The following is a 21,370-nucleotide window of genomic DNA, read 5'->3' as shown; positions in this document are numbered from 1 at the left end:
CCGGGCGACGTTTCCCTCCGCGTCATCGGCGGCGCTCCCGACGCGTCGTCGCAGGCCGGGCGTAGGCTCGGCGGCATGACCGACGAATACGACCTCATCGTGCTGGGCGGCGGAGCGGTCGGCGAGAACGTGGCCGACCGTGCGGTGCAGGGCGGGCTGACCGCCGTGATCGTGGAGAGCGAGCTGGTCGGCGGTGAATGCTCCTACTGGGCGTGCATGCCGTCCAAGGCGCTGCTGCGGCCGCCGCAGGCGCTGCGCGCCGCGCAGGCGGTGCAGGGCGTCACCGGCGGTGAGCTGGATGCCGCCGCGGTGTTCGCCCGCCGCGATGACTTCGTCGCGGACTGGTCGGATTCCGGGCAGGTCGACTGGCTGCGCAGCGCGGGCATCGACCTCGTGCGCGGGCACGGCCGGCTGACCGCCGAGCGCGAGGTGACCGTCGCGACCGACGACGGCGAGCGCGTGCTCCGGGCTCGGTACGCGGTGGCGATCAGCACGGGCTCGGATGCGGCGATGCCGCCCATCCCCGGTCTCGCGGACGCCGCACCGTGGACGAGCCACGAGGCCACATCGGCGCAGCAGGTGCCGGAGTCGCTGGCGATCATCGGCGGCGGCGTGGTCGCCGTCGAGATGGCCACCGCCTATGCCGGGCTGGGCTCCACGGTCACCGTGCTCGCGCGGAGCGGCCTGCTGGGCGGCATGGAGCCCTTCGCAGGTGAGCGCGTGGCCGACGGCCTGCGCGGACTCGGCGTCGACGTGCGGCTGAACACGGGCACCCGGGCGGTGCAGCGTGACGACGCCGGCGTGCACGTCACCACGGACGACGGCGAGCGCATCACCGTTGCGGAGGTGCTCGTCGCGACGGGGCGCCGGCCGCGCAGCGGCGACATCGGCATCGAGGTCGCCGGCCTCGAGCCGGGCAGGCCGATCACCGTCGACGACACGCTTCGCGTGCCAGGGGTCGACTGGCTGTACGCGGTGGGTGACGTCAACGGCCGGGTGCTGCTCACCCATCAGGGCAAGTACCAGGCGCGCGCCGCCGGCGATGTGATCGCGGCCCGCTCGCGCGGTGAGGTGGTCGCCGACCAGCCATGGGGTCGGCACGTCGCGACCGCCGACCACGCCGCGGTTCCGCAGGTCGTGTTCGCCGAGCCCGAGGTCGCGTCGGTGGGGTACACCGCGGATGCGGCCCGCGCCGACGGCCGCACGATCGAGGTCGTCGACTACGACCTCGGCGCCGTGGCGGGCTCGGGGCTGCACCGCGACGGTTACCGGGGTCAGGCGCGGATGATCGTGGACACAGAGCGCGAGGTGCTGCTGGGTGCGACCTTCGTCGGCCCGGATGTGGCCGAGATGCTGCACAGCGCCACCGTCGCGGTGACCGGCGAAGTGCCGATCAGCCGGCTCTGGCACGCGGTGCCCTCGTATCCCACCATGAGCGAGGTGTGGCTGCGACTGCTCGAGGAGTACGGCCGGCAGTCGACCTGATCGACGCGTCCGTGCCCCGCAGTGCGATCCAGGGAAATCGCTGCGATTCGATCCCATTGTCGGATCCGTCCCCTACGCTCGAAAGGACTCCGGGAGGGACACGCCATGAGAGCTGTACTGGAAGGAACCGTGATCGCCGAGGCCGACGACGCCGAGACGATCCTCATCGAGGGCAATCACTACTTCCCGCCCTCCGCGGTGCGGGAGGGCGTGCTGACCGAGAGCCCGACGCCGTACACCTGCCCCTGGAAGGGCGTCTGCCAGTACTACTCGGTGGTGCTCGACGGCGAATCGCATGCGGACTTCGCCTGGGCGTACCCCGAGCCGAAGCCTTCGGCGATCGACCGGGTCGGTCGCGATTTCTCCGGATACGTGGCGTTCGACCCTCGCGTGCGGGTCGGCGCGTGATCCGCACGGCGCGATGATCGAGTTCTCCTCCGTCTCCAAGCGCTTCCCCGACGGCACCGTCGCTGTCGAGAACTTCAGCCTCGTGCTCCCGTCTCGTAAGACCACGGTGCTCGTCGGCTCGTCCGGATCGGGCAAGACCACGCTGCTGCGCATGATCAACCGGATGGTCGAGCCGTCCGCGGGCGACGTGACGATCGACGGCGAGAGCGTGCGCGGGCGCGACCCCGTCGCCCTGCGCCGCAGCATCGGTTACGTGATGCAGAACTCGGGCCTGATGCCGCATTTCACCGTCATCGACAACGTGGCCACCGTGCTGCGACTGGACGGTGTCGGCCGTCGCGAGGCGCACGGACGGGCGCGCGAGCTGCTCGACACCGTCGGTCTCGACCGCGCGCTCGCCGACCGCTATCCCAGCCAGCTCTCCGGCGGCCAGCAGCAGCGCGTCGGTGTGGCGCGCGGACTCGCCGCCGACCCGAACATCCTGCTCATGGACGAGCCGTTCGGCGCGGTGGATCCGATCGTGCGCGCCGACCTGCAGCAGGAGCTCATCCGGCTGCAGGCCGAACTCGACAAGACCGTGGTGTTCGTCACGCACGACATCGATGAGGCGTTCCTTCTCGGCGACCAGGTCGTCATCCTCGACAAGAGCGCCAGGACCGTGCAGGTCGGCACGCCGAGCGAGATCATCGAGAACCCGGCGGATGACTTCGTGTCGGCGTTCATCGGCGCCGAGCGAGGGCGACGCGCGCTCCGTCTGAAGCGCACGCCGCGCGGCACGGTCGTGGTCGATTCCGAGGGCCGCACGCAGGGCGTGCTCTCCGGTGCGGATGCCGAGGTCGAGGAACTGACGTGACCTGGGTCGCTGAGAATCTCGACCTCATCCTCGAGCTGACGCTCGTGCACCTGCGCCAGAGCGCGACGCCGATCGTGCTCGGCCTGGTGCTGTCGATCCCGCTGGGCTGGGTCGCCTGGCGCTACAGGCTGGTGCGCGGACCGGTGATCGTGCTCACCGGACTGCTGTACACGATCCCCTCCCTCGCGCTGCTGATCCTGCTTCCGGCGGCGCTCGGATACCGGGCCACGACCGAGCCCAATCTGGTGGTGGCGCTCACGATCTACACGGTCGCGATCCTGGTGCGGGCCGTGGCCGACGGGCTCGACTCCGTCGATCAGGACGTGCGGCAGGCCGCGACCGCCGTCGGCTACGCCGCGCCGCGCCGGTTCTTCACCGTCGAGCTGCCGCTGGCGGGCCCCGTGATCCTCGCCGGACTGCGGGTCGCCGCCGTGAGCACCATCTCGCTCGCGACCGTCGGCATCCTCATCGGCGTGGAGAATCTGGGCTATCTGTTCACGAACGGCCTGCAGCGCCGCATCATCGCCGAGGTGCTCGCCGGAGTCGTCGCGGTGGTCGTGATCGCGCTGATCGTCGACGGCCTCCTCGTGCTGGCGGGGCGGATGCTGATGCCGTGGACGCGAGCGGCCGGCCGCGCACCGGGGCGGGCGCAGAAGGGCCGCGAGCAGACCGCACCGGTGGTGAGGGCGGCCGCATGAACCTCTTCTTCGACGCCCTCGCCTGGCTGTTCTCGCCGGAACGACTGCAGGGTGCCTACGCGCTCCAGACCCTGCTGAGTCAGCACCTGCTGTACACCGCGATCTCGGTGGTGATCGCGGCAGCCGTCGCTCTGCCCGCCGGCTGGCTCATCGGGCACACCGGGCGCGGACGCGAGATCGCGGTGGCGATCTCCGGCGCCGCGCGCGCCGTGCCGTCGTTCGGGCTGCTCGTGCTGCTCGTGCTCGTGCTCGGCGTGGTGCGCACTCCGCTCGCGGCGGTGATCACGTTCGTGCTGCTGGCCATCCCCTCACTGCTCGCCGGCGCGTACACCGGGCTCGAGGCGATCGACCGCCGGGTGATCGACGCCGCGCGCTCGATGGGCATGACCGAATGGCAGATCTTCGTGAAGGTCGAACTGCCGCTCGGGCTGCCGCTTCTCATCGGCGGCATCCGATCGGCGCTGCTCCAGGTGATCGCGACGGTGACGATCGGCGCCTACGTCAACCTGGGCGGTCTCGGCTGGCCCATCATCCAGGGCATCCCGCTCGGACGCTTCGACCAGGTGCTCGCGGGGGCGATGCTCGTCGCCGTGCTCGCCCTCATCGTCGACCTGCTGCTCGCACTCGCCCAGCGTGCCGCCGTGCCCCTCGGCGTGCGATCACAGGCGCACCCGCCCTCGGCCGGTGCGCGGGCCGGCCGACGCGCCGCGGCAGCCCACGCCTGACCCCCATCCCTCCCCACCAGAGATCCGATCCACAGAGAGGCCCCCACATGATCAACCCACGGAAGCACCGGATCGCCCTGACCGCCGGAGTCGCGCTCACCGCGGTCATCGCGCTGGCCGGATGCAGCAGCTCCAACCCGCTCGAGGAACCGGGCGGAGACGGCGGCGAACAGGGCGGCGACACGATCGTCGTCGGCTCGCAGGCCTACTACTCGAACGAGATCATCGCCGAGATCTACGCACAGGCGCTCGAGAACGCCGGATTCACGGTCGAGAAGAAGTTCAACATCGGGCAGCGCGACGCGTACATGCCCGAGGTGGAATCCGGCGCGATCGACCTGTTCCCCGAGTACACCGGCAACCTGCTGGAGTATCTCGACAAGGACGCGACCGCGACCAGCCCCGACGACGTGTACACGGCGCTGCAGGACGCGCTGCCCGAGGGGCTCACCGCGCTGGACTACGCCGAGGCGAGCGATCAGGACACGTACACGGTGCTGAAGTCCTTCGCCGAGGAGAACGACCTCACGTCCATCGCCGACCTCGCGGCACTGGCGGAGCCGGCCACCCTCGGAGGCGCGCCCGAGCTCGAGCAGCGGCCGTACGGACCGGGCGGCGCCAAGGACATCTACGGCGTCGACCTCGGCTTCTCGGCGACAGCGCAGAGCACGCTCGAGTCGCTGCTGGCAGGAGAGGTGCAGGTCGCCGACATCTACACGGCCGACCCGGCGTTCCAGACCGAGGACATCGTCGCGCTCGAGGACCCGAAGAACATGATCCTCGCCTCGAACGTGGTGCCGATCGCCTCCAGCGACGTCGCCGAGGACATCGCCGACGTCATCAACGCCGTCAGCGCAGCACTGGGCGCCGACGACCTGGTCGCCATGAACGTGCAGAGCACGGTCGACCAGACGTCGGCCGATGACATCGCCGCGCAGTGGCTGAAGGACAACGACCTGCTCTGATGCGGTCGCACCCCGCCGGGACGCTCACACCCGCGCGTCCTGGCGGGGCAGCCACACCTTGTTGATGATGATGAGGATCGACGCGGTGGCGGGCACCGCGACGAGCGCGCCGAGCAGCCCGAGCAGCGTGCCGCCCGCCAGGGCGCCGATCACGACCAGCAGACCGGGCACGGAGACCGTCCTGTTCATCACCCGTGGCGTGAGCACGTACGCCTCGATCTGGATGTAGATCAGATACACCGCGCCGAAGATCAGCGCGTGCAGCGGGTTCGCGAGCAGGGCGGTCACCGTGCCGATCGCCAGGAACAGCAGCGGGCCGACGAGCGGGATCAGCGTCACGAGGAACGCGACCACCGCCATCAGCGGCGGGAACGGCAGCCCGAGCAGCAGGTAGAGGATCAGGGCGACGACGGCGTTCGTGAAGGCGAGCACCACCATTCCCTGTACGTACCCGCCCACGGACTCGGTGATCTGATCGACGATGTCGCGGGCTCCCTCGCGGTGGCGTGCGGGCGCGAGACGCAGCAGAGACGTCTTGATGCCGGGAAGGCCGACGACGAAGTACAGCGTGAGCACGAACACGATGACGAAGGCGGAGACACCGGCGGCGATCGACGTGCCCACCTTCAGTGCGCCGCCGCCGAGAGCGGTCAGCGTCTTGCCGTCGGTGAGGAGCTTCTCGCCGTCGGCGAGCAGCGTGTTGATCTGGTCGCCGAACTGCCGGTTCAGCAGCGCATAGAGGTCGGTGTGCATGAAGTCGTCGATCACCTTCGGCACCGACTTCACGAACGAAGCGACCTGCTCGACGACCACCGGCACGATCATGACGACCACCAGCCCGACGACGATCGCCAGCGCGACGATGACGATGGCGACGCTGACGCCACGGGACAGGCCTCGTCGCTCGAGCAGGCGCACCACTGGATTCAGCCCGAGTGCGGCGAACAGCGCGAACGCGACGTAGATCAGCACCGTCGACAGGCTCGTGAGCGCCAGGGCCAGCAGGAACGCCGAGAGGCCGCCGAGGGTGAGCAGGAAGCCGAGACGGAACGGCCGATCGACCCGGGCCCACATCGAACGCCGCGGTCTCGGCGCATCCGCGGGTGTCGGCGCGGCGGTTCCTTCGGGGATCTCGACCGGGGACGCGGCCGTGTCAGCCGTGGCCGATGCGGCCGCACGCTCTGTGGGATCGTCTGCGCTCATGCCGAACACTCTAGGGCCGCACGGGACCGCGACCTTGGCTATCGTGTAAACGCCGAACGACAGGAGGACCATGTCCGACGATGCCCGTGTCCCGCAGGGTCGCACCGACGATGCAGCCCACGCCGAGCTGCTGCGCCTGCGCGCCAGCATCGACAACATCGACGCCGCACTGATCTACCTGCTGGCCGAGCGCTTCCGCGCCACCCAGCAGGTCGGCCACCTGAAGGCCGACCACCGCATGCCGGCATCGGATCCCGGCCGCGAGGAGCAGCAGGTCGCCCGGCTGCGCGCGCTCGCCGAGGAGGCGCACCTCGACCCGGAGTTCGCGGAGAAGTGGTTCAACTTCGTCGTCGCCGAGGTGATCCGCCACCACACCGAGGCCGCGGAGGGGCGCTGACCCCAACCGGATGCGGAGTCGTGCAGATCGGCGAGGTCGTGCGTCCGCCGACTCGACAAGCGATGTGCTGACTGCAATAATTTGAGTGTTCTTGCCAGAGAACGCTCAAAACAAAGCATCCGAGGAGCCTGACATGACCGAAGCCGCCGGCGCGCACATGCGCGAGGAGCTGCACTCCCAGCCGCAGACCTGGGCCAGGGCAGCCGAGATGCGCGCCGAGCAGGCGCTGCTCCCGGCCTCCGGTGCGCGCGTCGCGGTCGTCGGATGCGGAACGTCGTGGTTCATGGCACAGTCGTACGCCAGTCTTCGCGAAGGCTCCGGCCACGGCGAGACCGACGCCTTCACGGCATCCGAGTTCCCGCTGGGCCGGGAGTACGACGCCATCGTCGCGCTGACCCGCTCTGGCACCACGACTGAGGTGCTCGAGCTGACCGAGCGCGTCACGGGCAGGATCCCGGTCGTCGCGGTTCTCGGTGACGACACCTCTCCGCTGGTCGATCTGGCCGACCAGGTCATCGCGATGCCGTTCGCCGACGAGAAGTCCGTCGTGCAGACCCGCTTCGCCACCACCGCGGTCGCGCTGTTCCGCGCCTCGCTGGGCGAGGACCTCACGAAAGCCATCGCCGACGCGCAGGCCGTGCTCGACAGCGCGGACGATCCCGCGCTGCGGGATGCCGAGCAGTACAGCTTCCTCGGCATGGGCTGGACGTTCGGTCTCGCCCACGAGGCCGCCCTCAAGATGCGCGAGTCGTCGCAGTCGTGGACCGAGTCGTACAGCTCGATGGAGTACCGCCACGGACCCATCGCGATCGCCGCGCCGGGCCGCATCACCTGGCAGTTCGGTGCCGCCCCCGATGGACTCAGGGCGCAGGTCGAGGCCACCGGTGCGCGGTTCGTGCAGCACGACATCGACCCGCTCGCCGATCTGGTGCGCCTGCACCGCGTCGCCCTCGACCGTGCGGTGGCCAAGGGTCTCGACCCCGACCAGCCGCGCAACCTGACCCGCTCGGTCATCCTCGACGACTGACGACATGGCGGAGCACGGCGGGATCCCCGACGTCGTCACCGACGCATCCGGTGAACGGCTCGCTCGCGCTGCCACGATCGGCGCCGGCGCGCCGGTGCTCGCCTTCGACGTGGGCGGGACCGACATCAAGTCGGCCCTGTTCGGTGCCGACGGCGCCGCCCGAGGTCTGCGACGCACGCCCACGCCGGCCGGCGGTGCGGACAGCCCCGCGCGGCTGATCGAGCGCCTCGCGCAGCTGGCCGACGAGCTGCGCGCGCAGCACCCTCAGGTCGTGCCCGAGGCCGTCGGTCTCGTGGTGCCGGGCATCGTCGACGCCGAGAACGGCATCGGCGTGTTCAGCAGCAACCTGGGCTGGCGGCAGGCGCCGATGCGCGATCTGGCCGCGCAGCGCTTCGGCCTGCCCGTCGCCTTCGATCACGACGTGCGCTCGGCCAGCTGGGCCGAGCACGTGCTGGGCGGCGCGCGCTCGTACGACAACGCCGTCGTGCTGATCATCGGCACCGGCATCGCCGGCGCCCTGCTCGTGGACGGCCGTCCGTACACCGCCGGCGGCTACGCGGGCGAGATCGGTCACTCGCCGATCGGCGAATGGCCCTGCCCGTGCGGCGCCCGCGGATGCCTCGAGGCGATCGCCTCGGCCGGTGCCATCGCGCGGCGCTACGCGGAGGCGACCGGCATCGAGGTCGACGGGGCCCGCGAGGTGATCGCCCTGGCCGCCGACGGCGACGCACACGCATCGCGCGTCTGGGATGAGGCTCTCGACGCCCTCACCCTGTCGATCGCGCAGCTGACGGCCGTGATCGCGCCCGAGGCGGTCGTCATCGGCGGAGGGCTGTCTCGCGCCGGGGGTGCGCTGTTCGACGAACTGCGCGCGCGGCTGACCGCACGCTTGAGCTTCCATCGCATCCCCGCCCTCGTGCCCGCCGAGCTGTCCGGCAATGCCGGCATCCTCGGGTCGGCCCTGCACGCGCGGGAGGCGGCGCGCGCCGCAGCATCCGGAGCGAACGCATGATCGTCACCGTCACCCCCAACCCGGCGCTCGATCTGACCTGGCACGTCGAGGAGATCGTGCCCGGTGGCGTGCACCGCGCGGATGCCGGCACGGCGCGCGCCGGCGGCAAGGGCCTCAACGTCGCGCGCGTCGCACACGACCAGGGAGCGCAGGCGGTCGCGATCGCGACCGTCGGCGGGGCCACCGGCGAGGAGTTCGCCGCAGAGCTGCGGGCGTCCGGTGTGCCGCATGTGCTCGTGCCGGTCGCGGCACCTACCCGCCGCAGCATCGCCCTCGTCGACGAGAGCCTCGGCGACACCACGATCGTGAACGAGCGCGGCGTCGCGCCGACGGCGGCGGAGTGGCGCGCCCTGCGGGATGCTGTCGCCCGCGCGCTCGGGTCGAGCGCCGCATCCGCCGCCCCTGCCGATTCCGGGTCGGATGCGCCGGACAGCGACGACGTCCTCGTCATCTCCGGGAGTCTCCCGCCCGGCACGCCGGACGACATCCTCCCCGCACTCATCTCGCTCGGACGCCGGGCCGGAGCGGCGGTCATCGTCGACACCTCGGGGCCTTCCCTGCTCGCGGCGGCCGATGCCGGAGCATCCGTGCTCAAGCCCAACGCCGCCGAGCTCGCAGAGGCGACCGGTCTCGACGACCCCCTCGCCGGCGCGCGCGAGCTGCTGCGTCGCGGCGCCGAACTCGTGCTGCTCTCCCGCGGAGCAGACGGGATGCTGGCGATCACCGGGGCCACGGATCCGGCCGCACCGCCTGCGACCTCCGATTCGGAACCGGCGCTTTCCGTGTTGACCGCCCGCCTGCCCGCTCCCCTCGCCGGGAACCCGACCGGGGCGGGTGACGCCGCCGTCGCGGCGTGCGCGGTGCTGCGGGATGCCGGCATCCGCGATACCGAGACCGTCCTGCGCCGCGCCACCGCCTGGTCGGCGGCGGCGGTGCTCATGCCGCTCGCCGGCGACATCCACCCCACGTGGATCGAGCTGGAAGACTCCGTGACCGTCCAGAAAGAGGACCTTCGATGACCCTCGCCTCCGCACGTGACCTGATGCGCTCCGCGGCCGCCGCCGGCACCGGCGTCGGCGCCTTCAATGTGATCCACCTCGAGACCGCCGAAGCACTGGTCGCCGCCTCCGAGCGCGCCGAACTGCCGGTGATCCTGCAGATCTCGCAGAACTGCGCCGACTACCACGGGGGCCTCGAGCCGATCGGCTGGGCGACCCTCGCCGTCGCCCGACGCGCCACGACGCCGGTCGCCGTGCACCTCGACCACGCCGAGCGGCCCGAGCTCGTCGACGAGGCGATCGAGCTCGGCTTCGGCTCGGTGATGTTCGACGGCGGCACACTCGACTACGACGAGAACGTCGAGATCACGGCCGACGTCGCGCGCCGTGCTCGCGCCGCCGGCGTGTACATCGAGGCCGAGCTCGGCGAGGTGGGCGGCAAGGACGGCGCGCATGCGCCGGGCGTGCGCACCGACCCCGACGAGGCGCGCGCGTTCGTCGAGGCCACCGGCGTCGACTCGCTGGCCGTGGCCGTCGGCTCCTCGCACGCGATGCTGGATCGCTCGGCCTCCCTCGACATCGAGCTGATCGGGCGGCTGCGCGCCGCCCTGCGCGGCACCGGCCGCAACGGCGGCGATGTGCCGCTCGTGCTGCACGGCTCATCCGGGGTGTCCGACGAGGTGATCGCGCAGGCCGTGCGCGCCGGCATGACGAAGATCAACGTCTCCACCCACCTGAACGGCTTCTTCACCCGCGCGATCCGCGAGTCGCTCGCCGCCGATGACAGACTCGTCGATTCCCGCAAGTACCTCAGCCCGGCGCGCGAAGCGGTGGCAGAAGAGGCGGCCAGGATGCTGCGCCTGTTCGCCGTCACCCCGGGCCAGGAGTGATCTCGTGAACCGCGCCGCCCGTCTCACCGCGATCCTCGACCTGCTCGCTGAGCAGGGCGAGGTCAGCGTCGAGCAGCTCGTCGACCGGTTCGGAGCATCCGCCGCGACCACCCGGCGCGACCTCGACAGCCTCGCCGAGCGACGCCTGCTCACGCGCACGCACGGCGGCGCGGTGGCCCAGTCGGTCGCGTACGAGCTGCCCATCCGGTACAAGAGTCACCACGCGACCGGCGCGAAGGAGCGCATCGCCGCGGCGGCGGCCGCGCTGGTGGCCCCCGGGCAGGTCGTGGGGCTCTCGGGGGGAACGACAACGAACGCCATCGCCACCGCGCTCGCCGCCCGCGATGATCTGACCGGCGCCGGGCTGACCGTGGTGACCAACGCGGTGAACATCGCCGCGCAGCTGGCGATGCGCCCCGAGTTCAAGGTCGTCGTCACCGGAGGAGTCATCCACTCACGCAGCTTCGAGCTGGTGGGGCCGTTCGTGGAGCAGCTGCTCGGCGGCGTCCGGCTCGACATCGCCTTCATCGGCGTCAACGGGATGGATGCCGCCTCGGGGGCGACAACGCACGACGAGGCCGAAGCGGCCGTGAACCGCATGATGGCCGAGCGCGCCGAGCGTGCGGTCGTGGTCGCCGACGCATCGAAGCTCGGTCGCGCCGCGTTCGCGCACGTCGGCGGCCCCGAACTCTTCCCCGTCGTGCTGACCGACGCCGGCGCGGATGCCGCGCAGCGCGCCGCCCTGGCCGAGGCGGGCTACGAGGTGCGCGCCGCGGACTGAGTTCCCGGTAGGCGGTGCGCCGCCCGCCCGTCTCGCGACGCCCGTACTCTCGGCCCGGCCATCGGCGTCGGATCGTTGTCTCGCGACGCCGAGGGAGCGTGTGGTAACGTTGCCACAATCCCCGCAGAGACCCGACGCACGAAGGAGTGCACGCGTGACTGACCCCATCGGTATCGGAGTCGCCGGATTCTGGCACGTACACGCCGACGACTACGCCCGGGATGCGACCGAGCATCCCGCCACGCGCGTCGTCGCCGGCTGGGATCCCGACCCGGTGCGCCGCAGGGAGGGCGCGGAACGGCTCGGGGTGCCGGCCGTCGACGATCTGGACGCCCTGCTCGCCCACCCGGACGTCGACGCGATCACCGTCACGACGGCGACCGACGAGCACACCGACGTGATCGGGCGCGCGCTCGCCGCGGGCGTGCCGGTGTTCACCGAGAAGCTGCTCGCCCCCACCGTCGCCGAATGCGAGGCGCTGATCGAGTCGTCCCGCGCGCAGGCGGCACCGCTGGTGGTCTCGCTGCCGCGCCTGACCGAGCCGCTCACCGTCACGATCACACAGCTGATCGACGACGGGGCCCTCGGCGACGTCACGTACGCGCGCGTGCGGATGGCGCACGACGGATGGCTGGGCGGCTGGCTGCCCGAGCGCTTCGCCGACCCGGTCGCGGCCATCGGCGGTGCGTTCGCCGACCTGGGCTGTCACCCCGCGTACCTCGTGCAGCGGATGCTGGGCGCCGCCCCCGAAGCGATCACCGCGGCCTACGGTCACGTCACCGGACGCGCCGTCGAGGACAACGCCGTCGTCACGGCGCGCTACGCGAACGGCGCGGTCGGCGTCGCCGAGGCGAGCTTCACGACGACGCCGGGCGCGTTCGCCGTCGAGGTGCGCGGCACCGAGGCGTCGCTGCTGTACGGATACGGACGCGAGGAGCTGATCGCCAAGGGCGGTGGATTCGGCGCGGAGTGGACGCCCGTGCCGCTCGCCCCTGCGCAGCCGACGCCGTTCGAGCTGTGGGTCGACGCCGTGCGCGGCGTCGCCGATGCCGCAGACACCGCCGCCAACCTGCAGGCGGCCATCGATCTCACCGGGTTCGTCGTCGCGGCGAACCGAGCCGCCGCCGAGGGGGCGACGGTCACCATCGACACGGGAGGAACAGCATGACCTCGCAGAATCAGCCGGTGCGCATCGGACTCATCGGCGCCGGCGGGATCGCCGGCGCACACGTGTCCGGCTACCGTCTCAACCCGGAATCGGTCGTCTTCGCGGCGATCGCCGATCCGGTGCGCGAGAACGCCGAGAAGCGTCGTGGAGACGACGCCGATGTGCGCATCTACGACGACTACCGCGACATGATCGCGGCCGGCGGCCTCGACGCCGTGGATATCTGCCTGCCCCATCACCTGCACGCCGACGCGGTGATCGCAGCGGCCGACGCCGGGCTGCACGTGCTGTGCGAGAAGCCGCTCTGCCTCACCGTCGACGAAGCCGCCGCGATCACCGCGGCCGTCGACCGCAGCGGCGTCACGGTGATGTGCGCGCACAACCAGATCTTCCAGCCCGCGGTGGCCGCGGCGAAGGAGATGGTCGAGAGCGGCGTGCTCGGGCGGGTCTACGAGGTGCGCACGACCGACAGCTTCTACAACGACTTCACCCCCGAGAGCATGGGCTGGCGCGCGGCGGCCGCGACCTCGGGCGGCGGCGAGCTCATCGACACCGGCTACCACCCGCTGTACCTGCTGCAGCACCTCGCGGGCGGCACGCCGATGTCGGTGACGGCGATGCTCTCGCGGCACCGCCTGGAGTTCATGGAGGGCGAGGATTCCGCGCAGGTGCTGGTGCGCTACGACAACGGCGTGGTCGGGCACGTGACGACGAGCTGGGCCTATCAGCCGGCGGTGGGCACCGAGAAGTTCTCGCTCGTCGGCGAGAAGGGCTCGCTGAGCTCCGACGGCACGACCCTCGTCTCGCAGATCCGCGGCGACGAGCCGGTGAGCGTGACCTTCGAGCCGGTGCACGAGTTCGCCGCGGAGGTCGCGCACTTCGCCGACAGCATCCGCCGCGGGACCCGCCCGATCCAGACGCACGAGGAGGGGATCGACGTGCTCGGCGTCATCCTCGCCGCCTACGAGTCCGAGCGGTCCGGCAGGATCGTGGACGTCGCTCGCGTCACGGTGACGGATGTGACCGAAGCGGTGCCCGAGACGGTGCCGGCCCGCTGAACGACCCGCCCGCGGTCAGGCGCGCGATCGGGCGGGCGTGATCAGGCGGGCGTGATCTGTGCGGACGGCAGGGGCAGCGCGTCGAGCAGCAGCTGGGCGAGCGCCGCGCCCTGCTCGATCTGCGGCCAGCGGCCGGCCGGGAGGTCGACCAGCGTCACGTCATCGACGCGCACCAGCTCGCGAGCCGGGTCCTCGTCGTCGTCCATCCAGCGGCGCACATCGGCGGCCGTGTACTCGGTCGCGACGACCGTGACCGGCACCCGGAAGCGCCGATCGTCGGTCAGGCGCTGCAGTGTGTCGATGCCGCGCGTGCGGCCGTCGGCCTGGCGCTCCCGCAGCGATGCCAGCGCGTGATCCGCAGCGCACCGCTCGGCCAGCGCCGGCGGCGTCTCGTGGGCGGTGGCGCGGAATCCCGTCATCACGTGCGTGCCGTCGGCACTGGGCAGGCCACCCACGTGGAAGGCGCGGGCGACGCGCTCGGGACGCCGATTCACCGCGGCGTGCACGATGCCGCAGGCCTCCGCATGGCCGACCAGCGCGACCGGGCCGCCCATCTGATCGATGGTCCCGGCGATGAGGGCGACGTGATCGGCGAGCATCACGCCGGAGCGGTCGGCCGTGCGCGCCGTCAGTCCGCGCAGCGTGAGCGGATGCGGAACGTGGCCGGCCGCGCGCAGTCTCGCCGCCACGTCCTGCCATGACGAGCCGTCCAGCCACAGCCCGGGCACCAGGATGACGTCCATCCCACCTCCTCGCGTACCCGCCCATCCTCGGGACGACGGCCACCGAGGGCGAGGGGCTTGCCACTTCTCCGCACCTGTGCCATCCCGCCCGGTGCAATCGCCGGATCCCCGTGGCCGTCCGGCCGTCGCTCAGTCGGAGATGCCTGCTGCGATCGCATCCTCGCAGCCCAGCAGCAGCACGCCCGCGCTCCACGCGTGCGACAGGGTGAGCAGCATCCCCTTCGGCTGGAAGCACTCCGTCTGGTAGTAGCGCTCGGTGACCATGCCGCGGTAGGCGTTGAAGTCGCCGTCGAAGCGGGCGACGAACTGCCGGAAGCAGGCGAGGGCCTCGAGCGCGCGCTCGCGGTAGTGCTCGTCGCCGAGCGCGTCGGCGAGCTGCAGCATCTCCCGGGTCATGACGAGCCCGTAGGCGTGCAGGTGCTGGTTCGAGGGCGAGGCCTGATCGGCGCCGCGGGTGCCGAAGTCGTAGACACCCAGCAGCGAGGTCGCAGGGAACGAGACGTCGTAGCAGTAGCGGAAGCTGAGCGCGAAGTCGGCCGCCCGCCGGGCGAGGTCGAGCCAGGCGCCGTCGCCGGTGGCCCGATACAGGGCCATGTACGCCATGACGGCGACGTAGCCGTCCTCGCTGGTGGGCGCGAGGTCGACATCCTCCGGCGCGCCGTGCAGGTGCTCGGCGCGCACGGCGTCGGCGTAGTGCCGGCCCGCACGCTCGGCGGCCGGAAGGTAGCGGGCATCCCATTCCGCGGCCTCGGCGAGCGCCGCCACCCAGGCGAGCGCCGAGGTGCCCTGCCACGAGAGCACCTCGCCGGTCTCGGCGTGATGGATGCTGCCGAGCGCCCCGTCGTCGCGCTGCCGGTGCACGACGGCGTCGAGGTTCGAGACGGCCGCGCGTCGCCAAGCGGGGTCGCCGGTGAGGGCCACGGATCGGACGAGGAACTGGGTGGCCTCGCCGAGCGTGCGGCTGTGCAGGCCGCGACGGTGCGCTGTCCAGCTCTGGGTCCAGCCCTTCTCGCGGTACCAGACGCCCCAGAACGTGCCGCTGGGTGAGAGCGCCTCGGTGCAGAAGCCGATCACCCGCTCGGCCGCCGCCCGCAGGATGTCGTCGCCGGTGCGCATCGCGTGACGCAGCATCGCGTACGCCCACGGGATGCCCGACACCCAGCCGACGTGCATCGCCTGACGGTCGACCGGCCGGCCGTCGCCTCCCGACACCTCGCGGTCGAAGCCGACCGTCTCGAGCAGCACGCCGGGATCGGGGTCGTAGTGCCACCGCAGCAGACCTTCGGCGGCCAGCGCGGCCGCCGCCGGCACGTCGACCCACGGCCGCAGCGGGGCGCTGGGCGCCCACTCGGCGTGCAGCTGCCGCAGCACCCGCGCGTAGTCGTGGCGATCCGCGGTCAGGTCGATCGCGCGCACCGGCAGCTCGGCGACGTCTCCGGGTGAGAAGCTGTGGGTCAGCGTTTCGGCGGGACGCGGCTCGGCGTCGCCGTAGTAGGTGACCGGGAACTCCCGGGCGGGGAACGTCGCCGAGAGCACCGCCCGATCGCCCTGCAGTGCGAAGCCGAACCCGGTGAGGCCGAGCGTCGTCTCGGGCGGGGCGGACAACGCCGCCCCGGGCAGTCCCGGCACCGGCCACACCATGACCACGGGGGCCGCGGCCCGGTCGGAGCGGAAGTGCCACGCGTCACTCACGAAGGCGTCACGCGGTCCGTCCGCATCGTCGGCCGCGGCGAACCGCGGAAAAAGCCGATCGTTCTGCGCCGGGCGGTTCTCGCCGTAGAACACACCGGGGATCAGCCACCACGGTGCGGAGGCCGCCGGCACCTCGATCGACACGCGCACCGCGGCGTCGACCGGCGCCGCGCCGTCGAAGCGGACGCGCACGAGGTGCGTGCCGTCGTCGCGTGCGTCCACCTCGATCGTGAACGCGGCCGCGTCGGCGTCGAGCACGTCGACGGCCGGAGCGGAGGTCGGCGACGGATGCGGCGTCACCGCATCGGCTGCGGTCACGCCGGACCGCCGTCCAGCGGCCACTCCAGCAGGTCGACCTCGACGATGTCGGCATCCGCCGCGAGCGGCACCCGGAAGGTGCGCACCTGGTGCGGCCGGAAGTCGGCCTGCAGCATCCGGTCAGCGATCGGGATCCGGATCTTCGCGGATGCCGCCTGCCCGCGGGTCTCGACCGCGCGGACGATGAGGTCCGCAGGGCCGCCGTCCGGAACGTCCTCGCTGCCCTTCACCGCCGTGACCATGACCGCCCCTGACCCGTCGTCGACGAAGCCGTCGCGCGCCGGCAGATCGCCGTCGTGGAAGGACTCCTGCTGGGCGCGCACCGGCGCCTCGAGCACGGCCGCGCGGCGGGTCGGCTGCGCCTCGCGCCAGTCGCCCGCGTGCGGAACCAGTTCGAGGGCGAAGCGCTGCACGCCCTGATCCTGGAAGGAGTACACGCCCTCGGGGTCGAGCAGGCGGGGGTCGTGCCAGGAGTACACCGGGCTGCGCACCGCCGTGATGCCGATGCTCGGCACCTCACCGGATGCCGCGCCGGCCGGCGACGCGTCCCAGCCGTGCTTGGCGGTGCAGATGACGGTGAGTCCGGCGGGGGCGCCGTCGAGGGTGCCGGTGAGGTCGACCCAGGACTGGGCCGGTTCCTCCGCGCCGTCGACCGGGCGCGCGAGGGTGCCGTACGGGATCTCATACGTCGCCCGCGCATCGTCGAGACCCACCGGGAAGCGCAGCTTCAGCAGATGCGCCTTCTCGCGCCAGTCGAGCGTGACGTCGACGCGCACGGCGCGGCCGTCGTGCGCGAGCAGGTACTCCTCGACGAGCCTGCTGGCACCCCAGGACCGCTCCACGCGCACGCGCGAGCGCAACGGCCCGGTCTCCCGGACGACGATGCGGTCGAGCGTCATCGCGGCACAGGGCCACGCGTAGGAGATCACGCGGTGACCCCACGTGTCGGTCGGGTCATCGCACACCGCGGTGCGCGGTGCGCCGCGCGTGCCCCGCAGCGGGTCGACGCCGGTCGCCTTGTCGCGCAGCGAGACGAGGTCGCCGGTCGCCGGGTCGAGCTCCACGCGCAGGTGCGCGTTCTCGATCACCGTGCCGTCGTCCGAGACCCTCAGCGACGACTCCGCGGGCAGTGCGGGGCCGGGCAGCAGGCGGTAGAGCGCGTACCCGAGCGCCGGGACCTCGGCGCGGAAGGTGACCGCACCGCGACTGCGGTCACCGGTCGTCGCGGTCGACTGCGTGGCCTGCGACAGCACCACCGCACCGGTGCGGTCGACGACGCGCACGCCGTGCGGCTGCGCGCCGTACTGCATGTCGACGTCGACCGAGACGGACCACGGATGCGGGTTGAAGACGACCACCGGCTGCGTGGCCTCGTCCATCGGGATGGCGATGCGGCGCGCGATGCGATTGTGCGCCCGGGTGATGATGCGCTTCGAGATCGCGATCGCCTCGCCGAGCTGATCGCGCGCGTCGTCGTACGACGGCTCGATGGCGGAGCCGGGCAGGATGTCGTGGAACTGGTTGAACAGCACCTGCTTCCAGGCGCGCTCGAGATCCTCGCGCGGGTAGTCGTCGGCCCCGAGGGCGACGTCGATCGCCGCCCAACGTTCCGCGGACAGCACGGCGTGCTGCGCTCGCCGCTGCCACGCCTTGATGCCGGAGTGCGCGGAGTAGCAGCCAGGGGCATGGTGCTGCAGGTCGTCTCGGCGCACCGCGAGGCGATCGAGGAAGGCATCCCCGCGGGCGAGCATCTCGTCGAAATAGGCGCGCGGTGACGACATCGTCATCCTCCCGAAGGTCCCCATCCGGTCGTACCGATGGATCGAGTCGATGTTGGCCTTCGTGGGCCCGCCACCGTGGTTGCCGACGCCGTAGAACACCATCATCTCGCCGAGCGAGCGATCCAGCTGGCCGAGCGACTTCTCGGTCTGCCCCGACACGTCGCCGGGCGGGCTGCAGTACTCGAACGGGATGCGGTACGCCAGCACGCGCGATCCGTCGGCGGACTCCCATTGGAACAGCGTCTCGTCGAGGTCGCCCTCGTGCGGGCCGGGGCGCAGGAAGCAGTACGAGTCCATCCGCTGGCCGCGCAGGATCTGCGGCAGGGCTGCGCTGTGCCCGAACGGGTCGACATTCATCCCCACGGTCGCGATCCGCCCGAAGCGCGACTGCAGGAAGCGCTGCCCGTACAGGCCCTGACGGGCGAACGACTCGCCCATGGGCATGTTGCAGTCCGGCTCGACCCACCAGCCGCCGACGTTCACCCAGCGGCCCTCGGCGACGCGCTCCGCGATGCGGGCGAACATCTCCGGATCCTGCTCCTCGACCCAGGAGAGCAGCACGATCTGATCGCAGGTGAAGACGAAATCGGGGTACTCGTCCATCCGGTCGAGCGCGCTCGCGAAGGTCGCCCTCGCCTCCTGATAGCCCTCCTGCCACGGCCACAGCCACACCGGATCGAGATGCGCGTTGCCGATCATGTGCAGGGTGCGGTCGGGAGTGGCCGCGGGGCGCGGCGCCGGTGCCATGTCGACGGGCTGCGCGCCGGATGGCGCGTTCGCGATCGGTGCGCGGTCGTCGCGGCTCACGGCAGCTCCTCTCCGGCGGCCCAGGCGTCCAGCATCTCGGACAGCGCGTGCAGAAGGAAGGTGTGCAGCTCCTGGATGCGGGGCGTCTCGGTGCTCGGCGCGAGCAGCGCGTGGTCGGCGAGCGGCAGGGACGGGCCGCCGTCCCCGCCCGCGAACAGCAGGGTGGTGGCGCCGTTGGCGCGTGCCGCGGTCAGTCCGTTCACGATGTTCGCCGAGCGGCCCGACGTGGTGAAGGCCGCCACCACGTCGCCCTCACGCGCGAGCGCCTCGACCTGCCGGGAGAAGACGTCCTCGAACGCGTAGTCGTTGGCGATGCAGCTCACCACCGTCGCATCGGTGGTGAGCGTGACGGCGGGCAGCGGGCGGCGATCACGCCGGTAGTGGCCGATGAGCTCGCCCGTGAAGTGCTGCGCGTCTGCGGCGCTGCCCCCGTTGCCGAAGGTGTACAGGGTGCCGCCGCGCTCGAAGGCGGCGATGAGCATGGCGCCGACGGCGCGCACGTCGTCGAGCAGCGCGGTCGCGTTCTCGGCGGTGCGGATGTGCGCGTGCAGCTGCGCGGCGAGCAGATCAGACAACAGGGGCCTCCTTGGCCAGGTCGAGGGCGAGTGCGCCCGCGCCGATCACGCAGACCGCGTCGCCGAGTTCGGCGAGGGTGACGCCGGCGCGTGCGGCGGGCGGCATGGCGGTGTCGCGCACGATGTCGCGGACGGGGTCGAGCAGCATGGCGCCGGAGCGGGTGACGCCGCCGCCGAGGATGACGACGTGCGGTTCGAAGACGTTGACGAGATCGGTCACCGCCTGGCCCAGCAGGGCGGTCGTCTCGTCCCAGACCGCGGCCGCGAGCGGATCGCCGGCGGATGCCGCGCGAGACACGTGCTCGGCGCGCACGTCGGGCACGTCGCGCAGCACCGACGGCTGGTCGCTGCCGGCGAGGAGCTCCTTCGCGCGCGCGGCGATGTTCGTTCCCGAGGCGTACGCCTCGAGGCAGCCGCGTCGGCCGCACTCGCACAGCCGTCCGCCCGGGCGCACCATGACATGACCGAACTCGCCGCCGTTGCCGGCGGCTCCCCGGTGCAGCCTGCCGTCGATCACCGATCCGCCTCCGACACCGGTGGAGAGGGTGAGGTACAGGGCGATGCCCACTCCGCGTGCGGCGCCGAAGCGGTGCTCGCCGAGCACGGCGGCGGTGGCGTCGTTCTCGAGCACCGCGGGCACGCCGAACGCCTCGCTCGCCATCGCCGCGATCGGCACGTCGATCCAGCCGGGCAGGTGCAGCGGGTTGGTGAGCACTCCCGCTTCCGCGTCGAGCGGCCCGCCGCAGCTGATCCCCACGGCCCCCGGCGCGCCGAGTGCGGCGGCGGCGATGCTCCGGTGCCCCATGTCGAACAGGTGCGCGATCACGGCGTCCGGACCGCGGTGCTTGTCGGTCGGCTCGGTGAGCAGGCCGTGGCTGCGCCCGTCGGCGGTGACGACCGCGACGGCGAGCTTCGTGCCGCCGATGTCCAGCGCGAGCACAGGCTGCTGCGTTGCCATTCTCTCCTCCGGCCTGCACGCGGTGCGCGCATGTGTGACATCGTTCCCACATCATAGCAACGCAATCCGTCGCCGCAAGCAGTTTCGTGCGGTCGCCGAACCTAGCCGTGCGGCCAGTCGCGCAGCGTGGCGGTCAGCTGCGCGAGGTACTCGGGCGGGCCCGCCTCGGCGAACCACAGCCACAGCTCCGCGGCATGGATCGGCGCCCACGCCCACGCCGCCTCCCGATCCGCGCCGTACCCGTCGACGAGGGCGTCGAACGAGCGCGGGTCCTTGAGAGACGCTCCCCACGCCGCGCGCGAGAGCTCTCGCAGCGGGTCTCCGACGTGCGCGGCCTCCCAGTCCACGATCCCGGTGACCACGCCCGCCGTCGCCAGCACGTTCCCGTCCGTCCAGTCGCCGTGGCAGAACGACGGCCGCTGCGGCGGCGGAACCGTCAGCGGCAGCGGTGGGCCCGCCGAGTCGCGGTACCGGCGGATGATCAGCGCGTCGTCGGGGCCGGGGGGAAGCCCGGACGGCGGTGTCAGCTCGTGCAGCCGGCGCATCAGCGGAGCCGACGCGCGCAGCAGGTCGATCCGCTCGTCGGCGTTTCCGGCATCCAGACGGTCGCCCGGCAGACGGGTCATCAGAATCGTACCGGCCTCGTCCGCCACCAGCTGCGGAATCGGCAGCCCGGAATTCGCCAGAGCGCGCAGGGCGCGCACCTCCGCGTCGTGACGGCGCGGATCCGGCATCCGCTTCTCGACGAGCGTGCGTCCGGCGTGCTCGACGAGACGCACGGCACCGACGGCGCCCTGCAGGATGCGCCTCGGCTTCTCCGCAGGCATC

General features: G+C 71.9%; 21 protein-coding genes. 14 read left to right on the top strand and 7 right to left on the bottom strand.

What is annotated here, in order from left to right:
* Positions 1-75 precede the first annotated feature (75 nt).
* The 6 genes from ACFWH5_RS05275 (at position 76) to ACFWH5_RS05250 (ending at position 5,134) form a co-directional block, all read left to right on the top strand.
* Complete coding sequence (locus tag ACFWH5_RS05275; RefSeq protein ID WP_378832563.1) at positions 76-1,485, top strand: dihydrolipoyl dehydrogenase family protein; 1,410 nt, start codon at positions 76-78, stop codon at positions 1,483-1,485.
* Positions 1,486-1,590: 105 nt separating this feature from the next.
* Positions 1,591-1,893, top strand: a complete 303-nt coding sequence (locus ACFWH5_RS05270) for a DUF427 domain-containing protein (protein WP_378832561.1) — start codon at positions 1,591-1,593, stop codon at positions 1,891-1,893.
* Positions 1,894-1,906: 13 nt separating this feature from the next.
* Complete coding sequence (locus tag ACFWH5_RS05265) at positions 1,907-2,746, top strand: ABC transporter ATP-binding protein (protein ID WP_378832559.1); 840 nt, start codon at positions 1,907-1,909, stop codon at positions 2,744-2,746.
* A complete protein-coding gene (locus ACFWH5_RS05260; RefSeq protein ID WP_378832556.1) occupies positions 2,743-3,444 on the top strand; it encodes an ABC transporter permease in 702 nt (233 codons plus the stop codon). Before ACFWH5_RS05265 ends, ACFWH5_RS05260 begins: the two co-directional genes overlap by 4 nt.
* Positions 3,441-4,169, top strand: a complete 729-nt coding sequence (locus ACFWH5_RS05255) for an ABC transporter permease (RefSeq protein ID WP_378832553.1) — start codon at positions 3,441-3,443, stop codon at positions 4,167-4,169. Before ACFWH5_RS05260 ends, ACFWH5_RS05255 begins: the two co-directional genes overlap by 4 nt.
* A 47-nt stretch (positions 4,170-4,216) precedes the next feature.
* Positions 4,217-5,134: an ABC transporter substrate-binding protein gene (locus ACFWH5_RS05250; protein WP_378832551.1), complete on the top strand. Its 918-nt coding sequence runs from the start codon at positions 4,217-4,219 to the stop codon at positions 5,132-5,134.
* Between the two features lie 24 nt (positions 5,135-5,158).
* Here ACFWH5_RS05250 and ACFWH5_RS05245 read toward each other — a convergent pair whose 3' ends face one another.
* Complete coding sequence (locus ACFWH5_RS05245) at positions 5,159-6,337, bottom strand: AI-2E family transporter (protein WP_378832549.1); 1,179 nt, start codon at positions 6,335-6,337, stop codon at positions 5,159-5,161.
* A gap of 70 nt (positions 6,338-6,407) precedes the next feature.
* Here ACFWH5_RS05245 and ACFWH5_RS05240 point away from each other — a divergent pair, with 70 nt between their 5' ends.
* The 8 genes from ACFWH5_RS05240 to ACFWH5_RS05205 all read left to right on the top strand — a co-directional run bounded on the left by ACFWH5_RS05240 (position 6,408) and on the right by ACFWH5_RS05205 (position 13,668).
* Positions 6,408-6,734, top strand: coding sequence for a chorismate mutase (locus ACFWH5_RS05240; RefSeq protein ID WP_378832546.1), 327 nt, complete (start codon positions 6,408-6,410; stop codon positions 6,732-6,734).
* A 133-nt stretch (positions 6,735-6,867) separates the two neighbouring features.
* A complete protein-coding gene (locus ACFWH5_RS05235) occupies positions 6,868-7,761 on the top strand; it encodes an SIS domain-containing protein (protein ID WP_378832544.1) in 894 nt (297 codons plus the stop codon).
* A gap of 4 nt (positions 7,762-7,765) precedes the next feature.
* On the top strand, positions 7,766-8,773 hold the full coding sequence (locus ACFWH5_RS05230; RefSeq protein WP_378832542.1) for an ROK family protein: 1,008 nt from the start codon (positions 7,766-7,768) through the stop codon (positions 8,771-8,773).
* On the top strand, positions 8,770-9,792 hold the full coding sequence (locus ACFWH5_RS05225) for a 1-phosphofructokinase family hexose kinase (RefSeq protein ID WP_378832539.1): 1,023 nt from the start codon (positions 8,770-8,772) through the stop codon (positions 9,790-9,792). The genes ACFWH5_RS05230 and ACFWH5_RS05225 overlap by 4 nt, the downstream gene beginning before the upstream one ends.
* Complete coding sequence (locus ACFWH5_RS05220; protein WP_378832537.1) at positions 9,789-10,661, top strand: ketose-bisphosphate aldolase; 873 nt, start codon at positions 9,789-9,791, stop codon at positions 10,659-10,661. Before ACFWH5_RS05225 ends, ACFWH5_RS05220 begins: the two co-directional genes overlap by 4 nt.
* A gap of 4 nt (positions 10,662-10,665) precedes the next feature.
* Positions 10,666-11,442 carry a DeoR/GlpR family DNA-binding transcription regulator gene (locus ACFWH5_RS05215; RefSeq protein WP_378832536.1) on the top strand — a complete coding sequence of 259 codons (777 nt, stop codon included), beginning with the start codon at positions 10,666-10,668 and terminating at the stop codon, positions 11,440-11,442.
* Positions 11,443-11,596: 154 nt separating this feature from the next.
* Positions 11,597-12,610, top strand: coding sequence for a Gfo/Idh/MocA family protein (locus ACFWH5_RS05210; RefSeq protein ID WP_378832533.1), 1,014 nt, complete (start codon positions 11,597-11,599; stop codon positions 12,608-12,610).
* A complete protein-coding gene (locus ACFWH5_RS05205) occupies positions 12,607-13,668 on the top strand; it encodes a Gfo/Idh/MocA family protein (protein WP_378832531.1) in 1,062 nt (353 codons plus the stop codon). The genes ACFWH5_RS05210 and ACFWH5_RS05205 overlap by 4 nt, the downstream gene beginning before the upstream one ends.
* Before the next feature lie 41 nt (positions 13,669-13,709).
* Here ACFWH5_RS05205 and ACFWH5_RS05200 read toward each other — a convergent pair whose 3' ends face one another.
* From ACFWH5_RS05200 to ACFWH5_RS05175, 6 genes are all read right to left on the bottom strand, one after another.
* Positions 13,710-14,411 (bottom strand): alpha/beta fold hydrolase, encoded by a 702-nt coding sequence (locus ACFWH5_RS05200; protein WP_378832529.1) that lies wholly within the window; start codon positions 14,409-14,411, stop codon positions 13,710-13,712.
* Positions 14,412-14,540: 129 nt separating this feature from the next.
* Entirely contained in the window at positions 14,541-16,421 is a 1,881-nt protein-coding gene (locus tag ACFWH5_RS05195) for a hypothetical protein (RefSeq protein ID WP_378832526.1), read from the bottom strand.
* Positions 16,418-19,009 (bottom strand): alpha-mannosidase, encoded by a 2,592-nt coding sequence (locus ACFWH5_RS05190; RefSeq protein ID WP_378832524.1) that lies wholly within the window; start codon positions 19,007-19,009, stop codon positions 16,418-16,420. Before ACFWH5_RS05190 ends, ACFWH5_RS05195 begins: the two co-directional genes overlap by 4 nt.
* Complete coding sequence (locus ACFWH5_RS05185; RefSeq protein ID WP_378832522.1) at positions 19,006-19,584, bottom strand: SIS domain-containing protein; 579 nt, start codon at positions 19,582-19,584, stop codon at positions 19,006-19,008. Before ACFWH5_RS05185 ends, ACFWH5_RS05190 begins: the two co-directional genes overlap by 4 nt.
* Complete coding sequence (locus ACFWH5_RS05180; RefSeq protein ID WP_378832520.1) at positions 19,577-20,542, bottom strand: ROK family protein; 966 nt, start codon at positions 20,540-20,542, stop codon at positions 19,577-19,579. The genes ACFWH5_RS05185 and ACFWH5_RS05180 overlap by 8 nt, the downstream gene beginning before the upstream one ends.
* A gap of 101 nt (positions 20,543-20,643) precedes the next feature.
* Entirely contained in the window at positions 20,644-21,369 is a 726-nt protein-coding gene (locus tag ACFWH5_RS05175; protein WP_378832517.1) for a phosphotransferase family protein, read from the bottom strand.
* Position 21,370 lies beyond the last annotated feature (1 nt).

It is taken from the genome of Microbacterium sp. NPDC058345, from assembly GCF_042723855.1.
Taxonomy (GTDB): Bacteria; Actinomycetota; Actinomycetes; order Actinomycetales; family Microbacteriaceae; genus Microbacterium.
The sequence above is the reverse complement of the archived record's forward strand: the minus strand, read 5'-3'. Positions and strand labels throughout refer to the sequence as shown.